This is a genomic window from Moritella viscosa (genome assembly GCF_900120065.1).
In the GTDB taxonomy this organism is placed as follows: Bacteria; Pseudomonadota; Gammaproteobacteria; order Enterobacterales; family Moritellaceae; genus Moritella; species Moritella viscosa.
Genome location: NZ_FPLG01000039.1, coordinates 1 through 20,236 on the forward strand (window position 1 = coordinate 1; position 20,236 = coordinate 20,236).

Sequence of the window (20,236 nt, forward strand, 5' to 3'; positions counted from 1 at the left end):
GGTAGAATTAAACCACATCAAACATCAACTAAATTGTTGTCAAGCCATCCTCAAATTGACACCTTTGTGTTTTTTGATGGGAAATATAAAGATAGGCTATCAGCCCCAACACTTTCGATAGTAACAAGGGATACTGAAAGCACTAGAAATCAGAGGGAAAGCTACACTTTAAGTGAACTAGCTGGCAATGTCCATAATGATAAACTTGACTTAGACTGGGAATCTGATGCACCAGCCCCTGAATTAAAAGTAGGACTTAGTATTGATAATGCTATTTTCTCCAGTCAATCTTTAATATTAAGCTCTCAAAATATATTTTACCAATATAAAAATGCAAATTCAGATAATAAAGAGCAGCAGGTGTCTACAGGTCATTTAGAGGCAATAGGGATTTCTTGGCGTGAACTTATTCATCCTCTTGAACAATGTACTAATTGGAGGGGGTTAGATACATCATCTTCCTTTAAATCAGCTTTATTAGGTGTACCAGCTAATAAATCTGATACACGAGTTCAGTGCCTTTCTAGAGTACTAAATAAAATTATGGATTCAAGCTTAGCATCGGCAAACGAGATCATCCCTATTTATGGTCACGGTCAACAAGAAATTCTTGGTTGGTATGATCGCTTTGAAAGAGTTTTTGTGCCTAAAGGAAAACGACTAAATGAAGTTATGAACTATCTGGGAGTTACTTCTGATCAACAGTATTTATTTTTCAGCCCTAAAGATTCTATTTTGTATAAAACAGATATGGATGGAGGGACAGTAGTAATCGCTGAGGCCGTAGATGTTACTTTAAATAAAGAGACACTTATTTATGCTGCGACGGACTATCGTGACACTATTAAGCCACTTGGTACTAGTGCTCATAATCTTATTCTTACGGGGAGAAATGGAACTGACACATATCTTTTTACCCCGGAAAGTATGCGGGATAAAAATATAGTTTCTATTTTAAACCATGCTACAGATGGAAAAATTGATACATTAGATCTTACTGCATTTTCTGCTGACGATTTTACTGTATTTACCCACAAACAAGACCTAGTGCTTCATTATTCCAGAGAGAAAGCTCATGATTTTTATATTATAGTTAAAAATCAATTATCAGGTACAAAGCAATTAGAACAGTGGCAGCATATTAAGGTTAGGTTTGGTAATCCATATAGTACGTACTGGTTGAAAGATATAGCTAAATCTATTCAGTCCTCAAATCGATATCAAAAAATGAACATTGAATCAGGTATATTATTTCTATATTCAGGTCAAGGATTTCCTGTTTATACGGTAGATACAACTATCGATAATGTGACCCCTCCTTTAGTGCTAGTTTGTGGAGATGGTCGAAAAAACTGCTAATATTATAAAATCCAGAAGTGAAACGAAGCTTAATCTATAATCTCGGCTACTCTAATTTTCTAGGGAAAGTCGAGAGTTCGTAGTTACGATGACATAGGGGGATATCGCAACGATTTTTCAAATGGTCTTAAATTAATTATAAACCGATTTATAGCTGCTCTTCAGCTATGGATTGGTTTTGACCACTTTTTCTAAGCCGTTTTAATTACGAGGTATATCGCTTTTTGCTGAATCATCACTTGGAAATACCTTACAATTCTTAATTACTTTACCACTTCAATGTCGCTATTGTTAAAAGACTTGTAAAATATCTAAGGCTAAGCCAAGTCTGCTATATTCCCTTACCAACGGAGCAAAAACTACCTGCATTGATTAGCAGAGTTGCACAGAAAACAGGTTTAAAAGTAGTACTGGCTGGTGAGGCGCTGATTCATAGCGTGCATATTTGATATTTTGAACTTGCTTCTAACATGGTTAACACAAGTGTTGCATAGCGTAATCGATAAAAACTCTGAGCTTTGTTGGCATGTATTTAGTTTGGGCATATTGAAGTGCAATGATCCCCTGATAATTACTCTTAATTGTCCAGTCGCAGAGAACTTCTGTAACATCACCTTTGCTGATCGCTTTCTGCACGACGAAGTCGGGGAAAATACCGATACCTAACCCATTAATGACACCGTTTAGACGCATCTGAGAATGGTTGACGGCGTAACGGCCTGAGACTGTAACGCTATGGGATTCGTCGCCTTTCACAAAATCCCAGATGTGGTCGGTTTCATTTTCTGCTAAATATAGGCAATCATGTTCTTTTAATTGTTCGGGATGGGAAGGGATCCCTTTCTCTTTTAGGTAATCAGGGCTCGCACATAGTACTAAGTAGGTTTTACTCATCTCTTTTAGCACCAAATTTTCATCCGGCTTATCCGTAAGGAGAAAAGCGACATCGATACCATGTTCAAAAATATCGATTGCCCCATCAATAGCACGCAGCTTGAGTTGAATCTGCGGATACTGCTTTAAAAATGGAATGACAAAAGGCTGTAGCACCACATTTAAAAATGCCTCAGGTGCCGCAACTGTGATTGAACCTGCGGGTTTAGTATGTTCGAGACTTGATATTTCAACTGCTTGTTGTGCAGCATTTACCATAGAAATGCATTGATCATAAATCTTCTTTCCGGCTTCGGTAATGATCAGCTTTCTGGTCGTACGTTCAAATAGTTTAACGGATAAAGCTTGTTCAAGTCGGGTAATTGTTTTACTTAGTGCGGAAGGGGTGACACTTATCTTCTTTGCTGCAGCAGTAAAGCTTTCTTCCTGAACCACTAAAGTAAAACTCGCTAAGTCGGGTAATAAGGCGATCAGTTTTTGAGATATCATAATTCTATTTGTGCCTTAGATTCACTAATGGTTTTCCATCTACAGGGATAATAGTCTTATATGGGATCAATTAGAATAGCTGCATAGTATAAATTATTTCATGGCTTGTTCGGCTGTTGTTAATAACAAGTTGTTTCTAAGAAAGTTTAAAAAGGAATATTTACATGACTTCTACATTCTACAATCAGATCAGTAAGCAGTTAGAACAAACTAAAGCTGATGGCCTTTATAAAAATGAACGTGTCATCACTTCTGCCCAAAATGCCAACATTCAAGTGGCTGGCAATGAAGTTGTTAACTTCTGTGCGAATAACTACTTAGGTTTGGCTAACCATGCTGACCTTATTTCGGCTGCACAATCAGGTTTAGATAGCCACGGTTTTGGCATGGCGTCAGTACGTTTTATTTGTGGAACACAGGACAAACATAAAGAATTAGAAAGCAAGATCAGTACTTTCCTAGGTATGGAAGATACTATCTTGTATACGTCTTGCTTTGATGCAAACACTGGTTTGTTTGAAACATTGTTAGGTGCAGAAGATGCAATTATCTCAGACGAACTAAATCACGCGTCAATCATTGACGGTGTACGTCTATGTAAAGCAAAACGCTTCCGTTACAAAAATAACAACATGGCATCACTAGAAGAGCAACTTATTGCTGCAGATGCTGCAGGTGTGCGTCATAAATTGATCGCAACTGACGGTGTATTCTCAATGGATGGTGTGATCGCGAACCTTGAAGGTGTTTGTGATCTTGCAGACAAATACAACGCACTGGTAATGGTTGATGACTCTCACGCTGTTGGTTTTGTTGGCGAAGGCGGTCGTGGTACTCCTGAACATTGCGGCGTAATGGATCGTGTGGATATCATCACGGGTACATTAGGCAAAGCACTTGGTGGCGCATCAGGCGGTTATACATCAGCGAAAAAAGAAGTGGTTGATTGGTTACGTCAGCGCTCACGTCCATATTTATTCTCTAACTCAGTAGCACCTGCAATTGTTGCAGCATCTATTCGTGTAATTGAAATGATGGAAGAAGGTCATGAATTACGTGCAAAAGTTAAATCAAATGCAGAACATTTCCGTCGTGAGATGAGTGCGGCAGGCTTTACACTTGCTGGTGCTGACCACGCGATTGTACCTGTGATGATTGGCGATGCAGCATTAGCGGCTGAGATGTCAGACCGTTTATTAGCTGAAGGTATTTATGTAATTGGTTTCTCTTTCCCTGTGGTACCACATGGTAAAGCACGTATCCGTACACAAATGTCAGCAGCACACAGCGTAGAACAAATTGATATTGCAATTGCCGCATTTACCCGTATTGGTAAAGATCTTGGCATCATCTAAATAAGTGGATTAAAGAAAATGAAAGCACTAGCAAAATTAAAACCTGAACAAGGTATTTGGATGACAGATGTGGAAAAGCCAACGCTTGGCCACAATGATTTGTTAATCAAGATCCGCAAAACCGCTATTTGTGGTACAGATATCCATATTTATAACTGGGATGAATGGTCACAAAAAACGATCCCTGTACCTATGGTTGTGGGTCACGAGTATGTAGGTGAAGTTGTTGGTATCGGCCAAGAAGTTCGTGGTTTCGCATTAGGTGATCGTGTTTCTGGTGAAGGCCACATTACGTGTGGTCACTGTCGTAACTGCCGTGCAGGGCGCACACATTTATGTCGAAATACAACAGGTGTTGGTGTTAACCGTGAAGGCGCATTTGCTGAATACTTAGTTATTCCTGCATTTAACGCATTCAAGTTACCAGATGATATTTCTGATGATATGGCAGCGATCTTTGACCCGTTTGGTAACGCTGTACACACTGCTTTATCATTTGATGTGGTTGGTGAAGATGTATTAATTACCGGTGCTGGTCCTATCGGTATCATGGCAGCAGCAGTATGTAAGCACGTTGGTGCTCGTAATGTTGTGATCACGGATGTGAATGAATTTCGTTTAGACCTAGCGCGCAAGATGGGTGTTACTCGCGCTGTAAACGTAGCAACAGAATCGCTAAAAGATGTGATGGATGATCTTAAAATGACTGAAGGCTTCGATGTTGGCCTTGAAATGTCAGGTGTACCGTCTGCATTTAGCGATATGTTAGATAAGATGAACCATGGTGGTAAAGTTGCTATGCTAGGTATTCCACCAAATAGCATGAGCATCGAATGGGGTAATGTTATCTTTAAAGGTTTAGTCATTAAAGGTATTTATGGCCGTGAAATGTTTGAAACTTGGTACAAAATGGCTGCATTAATCCAGTCAGGTTTAGACCTAACGCCAATCATCACACACCATTTCCCAATAGATCAATTCCAAGACGGTTTTGATATTATGCGTTCAGGTATGTCAGGTAAAGTAATCCTAGACTGGGAATAACAAAAAATAAGATTTATTAAAGGGGCTGGTCCTAATGCCGCTCAGTTAAGAAAAGTATGAGCGGCTGATTGACCCTTCTCAGTTGTCAAAATCCAAGTGTCTTAAAACACTTGGATTTTTTTATGCAAATTTACCAATCATCCCTATATTACAATCAATAAAAGCCTAATCAGGTTGGCCCCTCCTTTATTACCATTTTTCAGAATAATATGATTAGTATGTTGTCTGACTTGTGTCACTATAATAAATAGTGCTATTAAAAATTAGGTTACTATATAAACTGATAGGTGCTATTTAAAGAGAGATGTACCCACCAAATTAAAACGTGATTTGCGTCATATATTTAATTTAAGAAAGGAAAAAAGTCGATAAAGAAGCTATTTTTGTAACATAGGATTGCTTTAATTAATAACTCAGCTTACACTTGTGCGCTATTATAAATGAAACTACTTCATTAGGCTTTAGAGATAGTATTATGAAAAAACCACCGTTAATTTGGTTAAATGTATTCGTTTTTGCTTCAACCTTCCTTGTTGCTATAACGGCAGTGCCTTGGTATGGCTATGTATATGGCTTTGAGACCTTCGAAGTTGTTGCCATGATCATCGGCATTTTTGTGTGTGGCCTATCGATTACAGGTGGTTACCATAGACTTTGGTCTCACCGTACTTATAAAGCGCATTGGTCTGTGCGATTAATTTTTGCATTGGGTGGTGCATTTGCATTACAAAATAGTGCTATCCATTGGAGCTCTGATCACCGTCGTCATCACAAGCATGTTGACCATGATGATAAAGACCCGTACTCAGCAAGTCATGGCTTTTGGTTTTCGCATATTGGTTGGATGTTACGTGAATATAATGCCATGCTTTATACCGATTATACGAATGTTCGTGACTTACAAAAAGATGGTATCGCAGTATGGCAGCATAAATACTATAACGTACTTGCGTTGGCTATGAATGTTGGTGTGCCTATCTTAGTGGGTCTTCTGTATGGGGACGTTTGGGCAAGTTTATTATTGCTCGGTGTTGCTCGTTTAGTATTAAGCCATCATTTTACATTCTTTATCAACTCATGGGCACACATGTGGGGCACACAGCCTTATACAGATCGTAACACTGCTCGTGATAATGCATTATTAGCTATCTTCACTCATGGTGAGGGTTATCATAATTACCATCACATCTTTGAAACTGATTACCGTAATGGGATTAAATGGTATCAATATGATCCGACTAAATGGTTAATCAATGTTTTAGCGTGGTGTAATTTAGCAAGCGACTTACGTATAGTACCTGAAGCACGTATCGAACAGGCTAAATTGAAGATGGAATTAAAACGTCGTCACGATAAAGTGCAGCATTTACCTAACGCAGAAGAAGTTATTTTACGTCTAAATCAAGAATACGATGTGTTATGTGAGAAACTTAACGCTTTTTATAAAGCAAAAATCGTATTATTTGAATCGAAGAAAAAATCACTGAATGAGAAATTTGATAAAATTCAATTTGAACAACAAATTCGTGATACTAAATTGCAACTAAACCAACTTAAAGACGCGTTCTATGAACAGCGTAAAGTCTGGAATAACATGCAGCTTAGCTTTTCTCATTAGATAATAGATGTATGTAATAACAGTCGGGTGTAATCTTAATACACCCTAACTGATTGCCAAGGATGGCATATAAATCATGGAGGATATTTTGATCAAGCATAAAGATATGCGTAAGTATTTACTTGCGCATGATTTACCAACCAATGATTTCGGCAACGCCTCATTTTTCGCCTTTGTTGAATATGTTAGCCCATTACGCAAGTGTAGAGTCGAGACACTTGTCAGTTTTGTCCTTGCTGGCTATTGTGAAGGCACTGTCCGTCTCGATCCGAACGAAGCATTGACTCAAATGGAATATATGATGAACTTCACCTGTGCTTGGCATGAATGTGAATTTGATCTTGTGAGTAATAGTTTTGTGATTCGAGGTAGTGATGAAGCCAAAATGGGTGGTGATTTTGTTGTAACTATTCGACAGTATTAAGCTGAACTTTTCGTTTTTTTCGATTAAATCTATGTGATCGACCAAAATGTGGTTAATAATTGGATCATTAATTTGGTTTTACTGGTATTTCAGAATTAGACTGGTAAAATCAGCCCCCTTTTATTCTCTCATGCTGGTTCAAATATGAAATTTCCCGGTCAACGCAAGTCTAAGCATTATTTCCCTGTAAATACAGGCAATCCATTTGTCAAACCAGCAAATATTGCAAATGTAGCTCAGCCTGTATTATGTGGTATTGATCAGACACTCGTTGATATTGAAGCACATGTCGAAGATGCTTTTTTAACTCGTTTTGGGTTAATAAAAGGCGAGTCATTGATGATCAGCGATGAAATTGCTGAGCAAATTTATACTGAGTTAAAGCAAAATGATCTTATCGTGAGTGAATTCGCTGGCGGTACTGTTGCTAATACCCTACATAACTACGCAATCTTGTCTGAATCACAGTCGCTGCTATTTGGTACTATGTGTGACCAAATTAAAATTGGCAGTTATGCGTACCAATATTTATGTAATACCAGCAGTAAAGTAAACCTTAATTACCTACAACCTGTAAATGGCCCCATTGGCCGTTGCTTTACCTTTATCTCTTCTGATGGTAACCGTAGTTTTGGTATTAATGCTGGCTTAATGAATAAATTAACTAAAGAGCATTTACCCGTTGATCAGCTACAGAAAAGCTCTGGTTTACTTATCTCCGCTTATTTATTACGTTGTGCAGATGATGACCCAATCAAAGAAGCTGCAATGCACATGGTTGAGCAAGCTAAATTCCTTAATATTCCCATTATCCTTACACTTGGTACGCGTTTCATTATCGAAGGTAATGAAAAGTGGTGGCAGAATTTTATCAATGAATATATCACTGTTATAGCAATGAATGAAGATGAGGGGGAAGCATTAACCGGCTTTACTGACCCATTACTTGCTGCGGACGCAGCACTAGAATGGTGTGACCTTGTTCTTTGTACTGCAGGTGCTGAAGGGCTTTATATGGCAGGTTACACGGATGAAAAACATAAACGTGAAACAAGCGGTCAATTATTACCGGGTGCTATCGCTGAATTTAACCGTTATGAATACAGCCGTCCGATGCGTTTAGCTGATACAACTGAACCACTAAAAATGTATTCACATATTGCACCGTATTTAGGCGGTCCTGTCGAAATTAAAAATACCAATGGCGCGGGCGATGGCGCATTATCTGCAATCTTACATGATATGTTAGCTAACGCTTATCACAGAGATATCGTGCCTAACTCCGATAAACATTCTGCGAATTGTTTGGCTTATTCATCGCTTTCACAGCTGTGTAAATACGCAAACCGTGTAAGTTATGAAGTATTGGCGCAACACTCGCCGCGTCTATTAAAAGGCTTGCCTGAACGTGAAGATTCATTAGATGAAGGCTATTGGTCTAGCTAATATCTTTATTGCTGATACTCGAATTATCTAGATTGAGTACGGCTTGATAAATAATACAAAAATGGCGAACAACGAAACTGATACTAAGTTGAGCTGTTCGCCATTTTTTATGTAATATTTTTTATACCCAAGCCATTAATAATGAGACACTATGGTATTAAAGAATGCTGCCAAATATTGCGTCAGAGGTGATGCTTGTCTTGGTTTGTTAGGCTTGTCTTGCTCAATAGTCTTAGGGTTGTAACCACTCACCATCAGAACAAAAGGTACCATGTGGTTTTTTTCTGTTTTTACAAAACCAACTAAATTAGATAAACCTTTTAATGAACCTGTTTTAGCGACAATCTTACCTGTTAGTTTCTTCGTCAATAACCCACGACGATATTGTAACGTACCATCGACACCAGATATTGGCATGGTATCTAATAGTTGTAGCTCATCATCATGCCGAATGACATATTCTAGTACACTGAACATGGTTTGTGCAGACACCAAATTGTGGCGAGATAGTCCAGAGCCATCGGCGATCACATTTGATGCTAATGAGATCCCCTTATCTGCGAGGATTAAGCGCATGGCTTTAGCACCATTTCGGTAATTACCTGCTTGCAGAAAGTATTCTGCGCCAATTGTTTTAAATAAGATGTCAGCAATTAAGTTATCTGATTCTTTCATCATTTTAGCCACAATTTCTGAAAGGGGAGGTGATTGGTGATTGATCACTAGGGCTGTCTTTACCGTTTGATGGCTTTCAAGCACCTTACCCGTAAATTTAATCTTTGCTTGTGATAATTCGGCTTGAAGCAGTGCTGTAAAGTAAGCCGTGGGTTCTGAAATAGCAAATGATAAGGGCAGGTTACGTTCAGACGGTGTCACACAGCCGAATAACGTGTAATTGTTGTTTGGATGACGTGTTACTTCTAAATCACAAAATTGAGCGTCTTGCTGTTCTTTGGAAATGATATCGACTTGGCTATTTAATATCATCGGCTCATAATCCGGAATATAAATTGTCGCTTTCTCAAATTCGGCTGAGCGCTTTAAATTTCCTAATACGCAATTGCTATTGATGACCAAGGCTGATGCTTGTGTGGCATAGCAGACAGCTTGATCATTCCAAACCTGACCATTACCCCAATTATAACCGTTAAAACGACTTTGATTAAGCGTGATATCGCCGTTAACTTGTGTGATGCCTTTTGCTTTTAATTGCTTAAGCATTTCACGTAAATCTTCTCTGGTGAAAGTTGGGTCACCTGTAAAATTAAACTCCATTTTGCTTAATGTCTGTTTATAAATATTGCCATGTAAACTGGTATTAAAGATATACTCGTCAGTAAGGTAAAGTTTGGCTGTTAATGCTGTTAGCATTTTTTGTGTTGAGGCTGGTGTTAATAACAGTTCGGCATTATGTTGATTGATGGTGTCACTATTGATTTTTTCAGTTGATTTGAAAGGTTGACCAATAACATAGGCAACATTTGCACCTGGCGGGAGAAGTTTTGCTAAAGGCGCTATTTCATCGGTATTAGCGTAGGCAGTAATACTGATGAAGCAGAGAGTTGTACAATAAAGGAAAGTTCGTAACATATTATTTTTTAATATTGATTGCTGCATGGATGATTATTCTATCTGAGATTGTAAAGTAATAAAATGCGTATAATTAAATTACACAAAATATCATAAATGCGACGTTACTATACGAATGATATTTTTAATGAAAAACATAGTCATGTATTGATTGTGATTGTTATAAAAGCAAAGGCTAAGTCGTGATGAAAGTAGTAGAACGGTTATGGGTTGTTTACCTTATTGAAACAGATGTGGGTCTGTATTGTGGTATAACAACTGACATGGAAAGACGTTATCAGCAGCATTGTAAAGGAACGGGGGCTAAGTTTTTTCGTCGAGCGAAACCGATTCGAATTGCTTATACTGAAATCCAACCCGACCGAAGTCGGGCTAGTAAACGAGAGTACGCGATAAAACAGTTACCACGGAAACAAAAACTCGCTTTAATAAAGGCGTGAACCTTTGCCATTAAAGGGCTTTGGCTAGGACCTCTGGCATACCTGCGGTTTGGATTGCTGACGGATTACCGTCGAGCGCTGCAGAGAAGTGAATTGGTTTAATCTTAGCAGCTCTCTCAGCATCAAATACTGGGATCTGCGCCATTGCATGTTCAGTTAAGGCCAAGATCGTAAGTGATGGGTTTACGCCTAAGTTACCGGCAATAATGGAACCATCGAGAATACGCAGGTTCTTATAACCATAAGTCTGGCCTGTATCATCAAGTACCGCTGTTTTAGGATCTTTTCCCATTCTTGCTCCCCCCATCATGTGAGCTGTGATAGGAGTGCCCACAATGACTTCTAAGGCAAGATTACCTGCGTCACCACCTGAACGTTTTACGTAATGCTCTGCTACTTTATGCGCAATAGGAAAGTAGTTTCTGAGTTTTTCGTCGCCTTTATGTTGCACCGGTATCCATGTCGGTTTGAATGGTGAATACCAAGCACGTTTACTTTCTAGATGAATGTGGTTTTGTGCTGTCTGCATCACTAATAAGATAATTGTGTCTTTTGCTTTACCAATTGGGTTTGCCATTTTAAGGGTTTTAATTGGTTGCTTAGCGATATTAATGAGCATACTTACTGAGCGGGGAATACCAGACTGTTTTGACGTCAATGGTACTGACATGCCTCCTGTAAATGCAGCATCACTGCCTTTAGCATAACGTACAATCTCAACCTTGGTTTCATCATCTGGAGAGAAGATCGACGTAATTGCAGTACCATTCCAAACTTCTTCTTTTTGTTCTTGTTGGGTCAGGCGATTGTGTGAAACGGTTAATAAGGTTTCTGAGTTTGTTAGTACGTTTTGACCAAGGTTTTGGCTTAGATTTGGTAATGTCTTTTCGACATCGCGCATTTTTAGCAACAGTGGCATGGTGCCAAAGACACCACCTGAAACGACGACTCCACGTGTTGTTAAGGTATATTTTTTCTTATTAAATAAACCTAAACCTTCGGTTACATGGATCGTGTAGCCCGCACTACCATCCTTTACGCCGTTTTCATCGGCAATCGGTTCAACCTTAGTAACATTTGATTCTGGACGGATTTCTGCGCCATTACGTTCAGCGAAGTAAAGATAGTTTTTATCGAGACTGTTTTTAGCATTGTGACGGCAACCAGACATACAGTTACCACAATAGGTACAGCTATTACGCTTTGGACCATCCCCATTAAAATAGGGGTCGCCACGATCTTCACCTAAGCGATCCACATCAATATTTTGTGAAACCTTATTTTTACCTTTTGGATAGAGTAGGCCGCTATATACTGTTTTAAAGGTATTTTCACGTCCCATGTCTTTTGCTACGTCTTTTAAAATAAGATCGGCAGGACCAAAGAATCGGTTTTGTTGTACGCCAATCATACGCTGTGCTAATGCATAATAAGGAGACAAACGTGCGTGCCAGTCTTCGTGCATACCTGTCCATGATGGATGAGCAAAGATCTCTGGGCCTGGAATAAGGTGAGTGTTGCCGTAAACAATTGAGCCTCCACCAACCGCACTACCATGAACTAAGTTAATTTTACGTGTGATAGAGAGTGTAAATGGTCCTGTAAGGCCTAATTGAGGCAGCCACATAAATCGCTTTAAATTCCAACTCGTACGTGAGAACTCTTTTGTTCTAATACGTTTACCACGCTCTAATACTAATACTCGAAATCCTTTTTCTGTTAAACGCAATGCGCTAGCTGAGCCACCAAAACCTGATCCAATAATTATCTGGTCAAAATCAAAGTTAGTACTCGACATGTATTACCCCCTACTGCTAATCCGTTAGTCTCACACCAAGACTGTGCCTAAAGCACTATATTTGTTCTAGAATATCCTTGGTGTTCTCATTAGGTTAATTAAGATTAATGATTGAAATATGTTATCAAGATGTTGTTATAATTGTATGTGCCATACTGTAGGTATGTTGTGGAACATTCTCCTCAATGAATTATTAATGTTGTATTCAATCTATATTAAATAATACTAGTAAAATTATCAGGCTGTTATGTTTAGAGACGTTTTCATTGATTAAGCTGTTATGGCGTTGACTTATGATAGCGCTAACGTGAACGCAATCGCAAAAATAAAATATTGTTATGTATACCTAATGAGGTAGTAAATGCGAATACATAAAGATATACCAATTAACCATAAAGGGCAGGACTTCTTTGTGGGAGATATTCATGGTGAATATGATTTGTTATTAGCTACATTAGCGCAGTGCCAGTTTAATTTTGAGTATGACCGTTTATTTTCTGTAGGGGATATTGTGGATCGTGGCCCAAATTCAATAGCTTGTCTTGAACTGCTGCATAAACCTTGGTTTTACGCTGTTAGAGGAAACCACGAAGAAATGTTATTTGCTGATACAGAAAGTGAACTGGCTCGTATTCATCGGAATGCAGGAGGAGAGTGGTTTTTTCAGTGTTCAATAGACGAGCAAGTTAGATTAAGGTTACTCATAGATCAGTATTGTCCCGTCGCGTTTACTATCGAGTCAAAATTTGGAAAAATTGGCGTCTGTCATGCCAATGCACCATTAAATTGGCCATCATTACAAAATGAAGATATAAACGATATGGCATTATTAAAAGAATGCGTTTGGTCGACTAAACAATACCGGCAGGTAAAGAAGGGAAAAGTATTTCAGATTCAGGGGGTTAAATTTACGATACATGGGCATGTAAACTGTGCGAGAGTAACAACTAATTTAAATCAATTATGGATAGATACGTTAATGCGGACAAGACGATTAACCATCTTATCCGCTCAACAAGCCTACATGGTGATAGCCTAGTTCTTAACCCTTAATTCTGTGGCTGCGCTGGCGCTGCTTTATAAAAGTAATTTAACTCACTAAGTACCTGATTAAACTTAGCCTCATGCATCGCTGTTTGTGGGGCTGACTTGTAAGTACTACGATCACGTACATCATGATTTCCTTGGCGACTAAATATGCCTTGATAAGAAAACAATGTAATCGTGTCTTCTTGAAGGATAACAAAGTTATTTTCATCGCCGAGTAACTGCCATGTTTTAAAGTTACCCGCAAATAAATCAATGCCACTACTGTAATCTGAAATAGGGTTTTTTACAGCTGATAGGTTAGTCAAAATAGTCGGAACTAAATCTGTGTGGTTTGTGTCTTGTTCTATAACACTTGGTTCTTTACCAGGCCACACGATAAATAATGGTACTTGGGTTTGATAAATTGAATAGCTACTTCCATAACCCCATGAATGGTTTTCTGAGTCATTAAATTCAGTGCCATGGTTAGACGTGAATACGATAACCGTATTATCAAACTGGCCTGTTTGCTTTAGCTTATAAACTAATTTTGCCACTGCTTTATCGACATAACTAACACTATTTCGATAGCTATTAAATAATGCTATTTGGCGATTACTTGCTTGGCTATTTAGGTCTTGAATATTAGGATAAAACATAGATGGAAAACCATTCGGTGTTTTCATGTTTTGCACAGAGTTCAGACTGACATAGCTAAACCAAGGTTTTTTATCTTGCTGTTCACCTAGCCATTTCATTGCTGAATTGATCGTTTTATTATCACTATTTGATCCTTCAACAATGCTTGTCTGTGGTGAGTCCAAATTAATAAACGCCGTTTGTTTTTGTCGGTAATACGCTAAATCATCAGTACTAAATATACCAAGGCTATAGTCTGCTTGAGTGAAATAGTCGAGCATAAATGGCGCTTTTGCTGAGGTTTGGATGTCATCCCAGTATTGTGGTGCAAGGCCATATATCATGCTGAAATTACCCAATACATTATCATTACCGGTACTAAAGTGGTGAGTAAATAATTGAGCTTGTTGCGATAATTTTGTCATTTCAGGCATGATGCTATCATTAAGCATATCTGCTCGAAGCGTACTTATATTAACGAATAAAACGTTAAGCTTTTGACTCTCGTTGTTAATTACCAATGGATTTTTAGGGTAGTCGAGACGTGAATCTGATCGTTTTTTTGTATCACTCACACGCTTATCAAATGCCTTTTTATCTAACCAACCGTATTTAGCAAGGAAGGTTCTTGCTGTCATAGGGTAAGCAAGTGGGAAATTTGCTTTTTGTGCGGTAATAGGGCGGTAAACCGCCGCATCTGCCCACATGTGTAGCAGGTGCCCTGTTAAAAAACAGCAGAAAAAGAAGATCGCAATAATAGGGCCGAGTTTAAAGCGGCTTAAACGTCTCAATCTGTGCCACAGAAAACTTGAGATAAGTAATTCGAGTAAAAATAAGAAGGGCACGAAAACAAAGAACGACTGCCAATCGGAGTTAAGTGTTTGTTCACTTTCTCCCAGTAATATCTCAAAGATAATTGGATTTATATGTAAATTGTAGAGCTTAAATATTTCTGTATCGATAATTAACAGAGATATTCCCAATGTGGAAAACAGGACCGTTAAAAAACGTAATGTACGTGGGAACGGTATCAGAAAACTGACAGGGAAGATCACAACCAGATATAATATAAAAATAATAAAACTAAAATGGCCAAGCAAGCTGATAAGAGAATAAACTTGACCAAGCATAGTTTCAGGCCATTCGGCGATGAAAAGGTAACGTGATGCAACAATGATTGCCAGTAAGATATTGGCTAAGCTAAACCAATGGCCCCAACTGATAATTTTGGAGACCTGATCGCGATAATGATGTCCTGTTTCTAGCATAAGTTAAACTGCTGTCTCATATAATATTTTTATAATGTAATGGCGAATAATAAATGACAAGGCATCCTTGCCTATCATTTTAATTAATGTGATGTATCTTTGCTCTTTACTGATGCAACAAGTGCTTTAGCAAATTTTTCAGCAACCGCTTGGCGCTGTTTTGGTGATAAAGATGCATTGATGATATTTGCAGCTGCATTACCAAGTACCATTAAACCAAGGTCTAGTGGCGCATCGTGTTTTTCTAGTACATCAATAACTTCATCGATAACTTTTTCAACTTTATCACTTTTGTATTTAGAAACTATAGGCATAATTTAATCTTTTAATGTATGAATGGGCAAAGATGATTATAATACCTCACAGAATTCATTAACTCTAATACTTTAAATATATGCAGCTAAAATTAAATAACATTATTCTACATTCGTTAGCCTTTAATACAGAAGGTGAACTGAAATGTTACCCTCGCAGTGAGGAATTGGTTAATTCACAGCCGGTTGAAGAGCTTGCAAGTGAATTACATCGAATTTACAACGCTAAGCCAGCGAAAGGTTTTGGTTATTTTAAATGCGCAGAAGAGGACAATAGCCGTCTACCTTTTGAAATGGTACTGCGTAAATTCATGGATGAAGAAAGTGATTTTGTTGATTTTTCAAGCGCAGCATCAAATTTGTTGGTGGGTGAACTACTAAAATATGACTTCGGGACACAAGGTATTCTGTCTTTTGTTCATTATAATTGGATGGCATCTGATTACCTCATCGTTGCGTTATTGGAAAATAAAGACAGTGTAATGGTCACTGAACAGCTCGATCTCAGTAATACGCATTATCTTGAACTGTCTAAAGTACAACTTGCAGCAAAAATTGATTTGACTGAGTGGCGACAAAATAGCGATTCGAAGCGTTATTTATCCTTTATTAAAGGTCGTGCCGGACGTAAAGTGTCAGATTTTTTCTTAGATTTTCTTGGCTGTACAGAAGGAATGGATGCAAAAATACAAAATGCAGGCTTAATGCGCGCTGTTGATGAGTTTTGTCATGTATCTGAGCTAGATGCTGGTGAATCGATACAAGCACGTGAGCAAGTTGCGCAGTACTGTAATGAACAAATTAAAGAAGGTAACGAGATTGAAATCAAAGATCTGTCTGATCATTTAGCAGACGTTTCATCACGTGATTTTTATCAGTATGCTTCAGAAGCTTATGAACTTGAAGATAGCTTCCCTGCGGATCGTGGCGCCGTGCGTAAACTGACGAAATATGTCGGACAAGGTGGTGGTCTTAGTGTTAGTTTTGATCAAAAATTGATGGGTGAACGTATTACCTATGATGCGCAAACAGATACATTAACAATTGTGGGTATTCCGCCTAATTTGCGTGAGCAGCTTATTCGTCGTAGTAATTCTGTTGATGAAAACGAATAGTATTTAGCGCGTTATTTGTTATAAATTAAGGTGGTGGTAATGATGATTATCACCATCTGTTTAAGTCTCATTTATTCAATCAATTTATTTTCTATAGATCTCGCTTGTTTTAAGCCCCATTCTCCTTTAACAGCTACTTTTATCATCATATCTAAAAATATATGCAAGCCGTTATTGTCGAGGTCAAGACAGATACCATGGCTTTCTCGAGAATAAATATATAAGGCGACAAGGTTATCAGGTTTTTTATCTAACGAGATTCGAGTTGTTAGCAACGCATCGGGTTTTGCTGGTGTCGATTTTTTCTGTATTTCGGTTCTCCCAGCAGCATCATGCAATGCTTGTTGATGTTTATCTGCGAAAGATGCTTCTTGGGTCGTTTTGTTTTCTTTGTATAAAGATTGAATTTTATCTAGTTCATATTGTAGCGTTAACTCAGCATTTAGCATTTCTAATAATTTTTTGCACATGTGACGAGTGAGCCACCACTGAGGATGATTTATATTATTAGAAACGATGAGTAACATGCGATCTTCAACTGGGTTATAAGTTAAGCTAACTTGGCTCATTCGTTATCCTTACTGGATGATGTACATTGCATTGATATAACTTAATAGTAGTTTTTACGTCGTAAAGTGCAAATACAAATAGCAAACACTTTTAGAGTAATTGTAATGCAGATTTTGAGAGTGTGTACTAAACGGCATCGTGCAGAATCATGACTATATTTAAATAAAAAGTATGATTAAATCAAATCAATAGATAAGAAATCTGAATAAGAAGGTAATTGTGATGGGATGGAAAATTAGAATGAAAAAAGGGGGGAGAAAATTCTCCCCCTAGCCACTGAGTAATCAAAGATTGATTAAGCTTCAGCTGTTGCTTTTGAAGCCGCTGCTTTAACGACTTTTTGAACTTTTGCTGGTTCAGTTTTTAATTCGCTGATCATTTGAGCAAGTAGGTCGATTTTGCTTTCTACTTCATTCAGTTTTTGACCTTGAACACCAGTAAAGCGGCTAGTAATGCTTTGTGCTTTAGTTTCAATTGATTCTAAAGAGATTTTTTTGCCAAAAAGCGCTGACACTTGCTCTTTAATTTGTGGTTCAACTTGAGCGCCACGTTCAACTAAAGATTCAAATAGTTGAGTTGCTTTATCTGATGACTTTGCTGCTTCATCAATGATTGTGCCGTAAACACCAAAACCTGCAGTGATAGATGTTTTTGCTGTTTCTTTTGCGACATTGTAGATAGTTTCTACTTGGTTTAGTAAGTTAGCCATGGTAATCACTCCTAGTGAAAGTATTTTAGGTTAAGGTTTGTTCCAACTGAGTTAATCATATTGGTTTTATTTAGAAATCACATTCCAGAGGGAAATTAAATATGGCTAATTTAAAATAAAAAATGAACTACCATAAATGATGTATTTAGCTAATCTTAATTGTCATTTTTATCTGAGCGCGAGGAATCAGCAATATATATTAGAGCGATTAACGTTTCAGTTGGTATACAACAGTTGTTCCACTGACTTCATTTGCGACAAGTAATAAGGGTTTACCGTTTGGACTCTTATCCTCTGTAATAAACGTCATACCTTCAGGACCTAAATCACCAACAGCGCGAGGGTCACCCTTTGTTATCACACCGTTTTCAACTTCAAATTTAGGTGTGAAGTTTCGATTAACAATGTAATCGACGAAATAAGCCTGTTGTGGCACGGTAATATCATAAATCATGAAGCCGGATGTACGTTCAAGGCCAATAAAGGCATATTGGCGCCCTTTAATTTCGCCAAGCGCTAATGCTTCTGGCTCCGGGCCTTTATCGTCACTGCGGTTATCACCTTTGTTTTTACTGTTATGGTTATTGAAGTCGATACTTAAGCGGTCAGCGGTAATACGCTCAAAGTCATTACCACTGTCGAACACTTGTTTTCCTTGTGCATCCCAAATAGAGAAAGAGCGTGAACCATAACTGTAGATCTTATCAATGTCACCGTCATTGTCTGTATCGCCAATGCTGGTTGTCACTTTCAATCGTCCTAGCTGTTTTTTATCTTGGATCGCATTAAATTGAGGGTGATTTTTATCGAGTGTTAATTTACCTGCACGGACTTCTTCGGAGAACCCTATGTAATTACGGGCATCCCCTTCATTTGCAGTAACTATAAAGTCAGCGCCATCAATACTGTAGCTAGCTATCGTATCTGGCTGGTAAAGACCGTATACACCTGCGTATGATTGGATATTTATTTTGCCATCTTTATCACTGGCGTCGATTGCGTTTTTCGTTAGACCATAATGTTTGCTGCCTAAGTCAACAATATTTTCAACTCTGTGCGATTTTAGATTAATAATTGCAATGGCGTTATTCTCTTGCAATGATACAAATGCTTGTGAATTGTCGTGGGAAACTGCGATATATTCGGGTTCAAGATCTTGGCTGACTGATGATTTTGGACCGTTAATTTTAACGCCTTTTGGTAATTCATTATGACGTGAAGAGTGAATATCAAAGTCGTTAAAAGTGATATTCATCGCTTGTTTTGCAGGTATATTGTTATTGATGTTGATTATTGAAATAGAGCCTTCAGGATCGACCGTGTAATCATCATTCGGTTCACCTTCGTTGGCTACAATTACTTTACTACCGTCATGAGTGAAAACAACATTATCGGGTAGATAACCGACTTTGACAGCGTGTAAATAAGTCGCTTTACCTGCGTTATTTAGTTTATAGAAACCAATGAATCCATGGCCTTGTACAGGGTTTCCTTTGCTGTCTCCACGTTCGATCGCAACAGCAAGTAAATTACCAAAAATAGCAACACTGTTTACTGAGCCTAGGCGTGTTAGATTGAGGTCTGGAGCAAGGTTTAATGTCGACTTTTTAGTTAAATTATTAAGTGTTAATGGGTCTACAGAAGTTTGTGTTGCGCTACTTATAGTACTAATTATACTCGCATCAAGAATATCTATTTGACCACTTTTAGCGTTTACCACAAAAATGGATTTGCTTTGTGCGTGATAATCTAAGATCTCTGCCGCACTCACACCATATTGACCTGATTCATAACGCGCAAGCATTGTTACCGTAAGGGGCGATTGGGTGAATTGTTGCGATATTTGTATCGAGGTGTCACTTGGTTTTGCTGTACAGCCTGTTATGACACTCGTTAATGCAAGGGCGATGGTTGTACTTATCAGAGTATTTTTCATTTTATTCACTTATTTAATTGTTTTTATGAATGCGTATATTGATAAATATAGGGTAGATGTAATGCATATTCGTGATACTTATATGACATTTTTATGAAATATTGATATTCATCCACCTAAATATGACATTTAAAGTTATACTTTCGCTTCTTCAAATCCCCAAGTTGGTTGGGTGAATTATTCATTTGTTAAAAAGGAT

General features: G+C 38.1%; 17 protein-coding genes. 9 read left to right on the forward strand and 8 right to left on the reverse strand.

The features are described 5' to 3' along the window. Positions 1 to 1,359 (forward strand): hypothetical protein (locus BT797_RS23815; protein ID WP_170860821.1); only part of this gene is annotated, 1,359 nt, incomplete at its 5' end. A gap of 474 nt (positions 1,360 to 1,833) precedes the next feature. On the opposite strand, the gene BT797_RS06145 is transcribed toward BT797_RS23815, so the two are convergent. Further along, positions 1,834 to 2,742: a LysR family transcriptional regulator gene (locus BT797_RS06145; protein ID WP_075471356.1), complete on the reverse strand. Its 909-nt coding sequence runs from the start codon at positions 2,740 to 2,742 to the stop codon at positions 1,834 to 1,836. Positions 2,743 to 2,906: 164 nt separating this feature from the next. Here BT797_RS06145 and BT797_RS06150 point away from each other — a divergent pair, with 164 nt between their 5' ends. From BT797_RS06150 to BT797_RS06170, 5 genes are all read left to right on the forward strand, one after another. Next, positions 2,907 to 4,097 (forward strand): glycine C-acetyltransferase, encoded by a 1,191-nt coding sequence (locus BT797_RS06150; protein WP_045109925.1) that lies wholly within the window; start codon positions 2,907 to 2,909, stop codon positions 4,095 to 4,097. An 18-nt stretch (positions 4,098 to 4,115) separates the two neighbouring features. Further along, positions 4,116 to 5,141 carry an L-threonine 3-dehydrogenase gene (tdh, locus tag BT797_RS06155; RefSeq protein ID WP_045109926.1) on the forward strand — a complete coding sequence of 342 codons (1,026 nt, stop codon included), beginning with the start codon at positions 4,116 to 4,118 and terminating at the stop codon, positions 5,139 to 5,141. Between the two features lie 475 nt (positions 5,142 to 5,616). Then, the gene (locus BT797_RS06160; protein WP_045109927.1) at positions 5,617 to 6,759 is read left to right on the forward strand and encodes a fatty acid desaturase; all 1,143 of its coding nucleotides are present in this window, start codon (positions 5,617 to 5,619) and stop codon (positions 6,757 to 6,759) included. A gap of 88 nt (positions 6,760 to 6,847) precedes the next feature. Beyond that, on the forward strand, positions 6,848 to 7,183 hold the full coding sequence (locus BT797_RS06165) for a hypothetical protein (RefSeq protein WP_045112472.1): 336 nt from the start codon (positions 6,848 to 6,850) through the stop codon (positions 7,181 to 7,183). A 144-nt stretch (positions 7,184 to 7,327) separates the two neighbouring features. Beyond that, positions 7,328 to 8,629, forward strand: coding sequence for an inosine/guanosine kinase (locus BT797_RS06170; RefSeq protein WP_045109928.1), 1,302 nt, complete (start codon positions 7,328 to 7,330; stop codon positions 8,627 to 8,629). A gap of 135 nt (positions 8,630 to 8,764) precedes the next feature. Here the strand turns inward: BT797_RS06170 and dacB are convergent, their stop codons facing one another. Continuing rightward, positions 8,765 to 10,246 (reverse strand): D-alanyl-D-alanine carboxypeptidase/D-alanyl-D-alanine endopeptidase, encoded by a 1,482-nt coding sequence (gene dacB / locus BT797_RS06175; protein WP_244534292.1) that lies wholly within the window; start codon positions 10,244 to 10,246, stop codon positions 8,765 to 8,767. 158 nt (positions 10,247 to 10,404) lie between these two features. Here dacB and BT797_RS06180 point away from each other — a divergent pair, with 158 nt between their 5' ends. Beyond that, the gene (locus BT797_RS06180; RefSeq protein ID WP_045109929.1) at positions 10,405 to 10,659 is read left to right on the forward strand and encodes a GIY-YIG nuclease family protein; all 255 of its coding nucleotides are present in this window, start codon (positions 10,405 to 10,407) and stop codon (positions 10,657 to 10,659) included. A gap of 10 nt (positions 10,660 to 10,669) precedes the next feature. Here BT797_RS06180 and BT797_RS06185 read toward each other — a convergent pair whose 3' ends face one another. Beyond that, positions 10,670 to 12,457, reverse strand: coding sequence for a GMC oxidoreductase (locus BT797_RS06185; protein ID WP_075471357.1), 1,788 nt, complete (start codon positions 12,455 to 12,457; stop codon positions 10,670 to 10,672). A gap of 361 nt (positions 12,458 to 12,818) precedes the next feature. Between BT797_RS06185 and BT797_RS06190 the strand changes: the two genes are divergently transcribed. Beyond that, a complete protein-coding gene (locus BT797_RS06190) occupies positions 12,819 to 13,496 on the forward strand; it encodes a metallophosphoesterase (protein ID WP_045109931.1) in 678 nt (225 codons plus the stop codon). Positions 13,497 to 13,506: 10 nt separating this feature from the next. Here the strand turns inward: BT797_RS06190 and BT797_RS06195 are convergent, their stop codons facing one another. Together BT797_RS06195 and BT797_RS06200 are read right to left on the reverse strand one after the other, a co-directional pair. Then, entirely contained in the window at positions 13,507 to 15,393 is a 1,887-nt protein-coding gene (locus BT797_RS06195; RefSeq protein ID WP_045109932.1) for a DUF3413 domain-containing protein, read from the reverse strand. A gap of 83 nt (positions 15,394 to 15,476) precedes the next feature. Beyond that, complete coding sequence (locus tag BT797_RS06200; protein WP_019442879.1) at positions 15,477 to 15,707, reverse strand: YejL family protein; 231 nt, start codon at positions 15,705 to 15,707, stop codon at positions 15,477 to 15,479. Positions 15,708 to 15,787: 80 nt separating this feature from the next. Between BT797_RS06200 and yejK the strand changes: the two genes are divergently transcribed. Then, entirely contained in the window at positions 15,788 to 16,822 is a 1,035-nt protein-coding gene (gene yejK, locus BT797_RS06205; protein ID WP_045109933.1) for a nucleoid-associated protein YejK, read from the forward strand. A 71-nt stretch (positions 16,823 to 16,893) separates the two neighbouring features. Here yejK and BT797_RS06210 read toward each other — a convergent pair whose 3' ends face one another. The 3 genes from BT797_RS06210 to BT797_RS06220 all read right to left on the reverse strand — a co-directional run bounded on the left by BT797_RS06210 (position 16,894) and on the right by BT797_RS06220 (position 20,037). Then, entirely contained in the window at positions 16,894 to 17,391 is a 498-nt protein-coding gene (locus tag BT797_RS06210) for a hypothetical protein (RefSeq protein ID WP_075471358.1), read from the reverse strand. Positions 17,392 to 17,687: 296 nt separating this feature from the next. Continuing rightward, positions 17,688 to 18,101, reverse strand: coding sequence for a hypothetical protein (locus BT797_RS06215; protein WP_045109935.1), 414 nt, complete (start codon positions 18,099 to 18,101; stop codon positions 17,688 to 17,690). A gap of 208 nt (positions 18,102 to 18,309) precedes the next feature. Beyond that, complete coding sequence (locus BT797_RS06220; RefSeq protein WP_045109936.1) at positions 18,310 to 20,037, reverse strand: choice-of-anchor I family protein; 1,728 nt, start codon at positions 20,035 to 20,037, stop codon at positions 18,310 to 18,312. Positions 20,038 to 20,236 lie beyond the last annotated feature (199 nt).

What these genes read in the sequence shown, in the direction of transcription:
- BT797_RS06145 (WP_075471356.1), bottom strand. Translation starts at nt 2,742, where the DNA reads ATGATATCTCAAAAACTGATCGCCTTATTACCCGACTTAGCGAGTTTT.
- BT797_RS06150 (WP_045109925.1), top strand. Translation starts at nt 2,907, where the DNA reads ATGACTTCTACATTCTACAATCAGATCAGTAAGCAGTTAGAACAAACT.
- tdh (WP_045109926.1), top strand. Translation starts at nt 4,116, where the DNA reads ATGAAAGCACTAGCAAAATTAAAACCTGAACAAGGTATTTGGATGACA.
- BT797_RS06160 (WP_045109927.1), top strand. Translation starts at nt 5,617, where the DNA reads ATGAAAAAACCACCGTTAATTTGGTTAAATGTATTCGTTTTTGCTTCA.
- BT797_RS06170 (WP_045109928.1), top strand. Translation starts at nt 7,328, where the DNA reads ATGAAATTTCCCGGTCAACGCAAGTCTAAGCATTATTTCCCTGTAAAT.
- dacB (WP_244534292.1), bottom strand. Translation starts at nt 10,246, where the DNA reads ATGCAGCAATCAATATTAAAAAATAATATGTTACGAACTTTCCTTTAT.
- BT797_RS06180 (WP_045109929.1), top strand. Translation starts at nt 10,405, where the DNA reads ATGAAAGTAGTAGAACGGTTATGGGTTGTTTACCTTATTGAAACAGAT.
- BT797_RS06185 (WP_075471357.1), bottom strand. Translation starts at nt 12,457, where the DNA reads ATGTCGAGTACTAACTTTGATTTTGACCAGATAATTATTGGATCAGGT.
- BT797_RS06190 (WP_045109931.1), top strand. Translation starts at nt 12,819, where the DNA reads ATGCGAATACATAAAGATATACCAATTAACCATAAAGGGCAGGACTTC.
- BT797_RS06195 (WP_045109932.1), bottom strand. Translation starts at nt 15,393, where the DNA reads ATGCTAGAAACAGGACATCATTATCGCGATCAGGTCTCCAAAATTATC.
- BT797_RS06200 (WP_019442879.1), bottom strand. Translation starts at nt 15,707, where the DNA reads ATGCCTATAGTTTCTAAATACAAAAGTGATAAAGTTGAAAAAGTTATC.
- yejK (WP_045109933.1), top strand. Translation starts at nt 15,788, where the DNA reads ATGCAGCTAAAATTAAATAACATTATTCTACATTCGTTAGCCTTTAAT.
- BT797_RS06210 (WP_075471358.1), bottom strand. Translation starts at nt 17,391, where the DNA reads ATGAGCCAAGTTAGCTTAACTTATAACCCAGTTGAAGATCGCATGTTA.
- BT797_RS06215 (WP_045109935.1), bottom strand. Translation starts at nt 18,101, where the DNA reads ATGGCTAACTTACTAAACCAAGTAGAAACTATCTACAATGTCGCAAAA.
- BT797_RS06220 (WP_045109936.1), bottom strand. Translation starts at nt 20,037, where the DNA reads ATGAAAAATACTCTGATAAGTACAACCATCGCCCTTGCATTAACGAGT.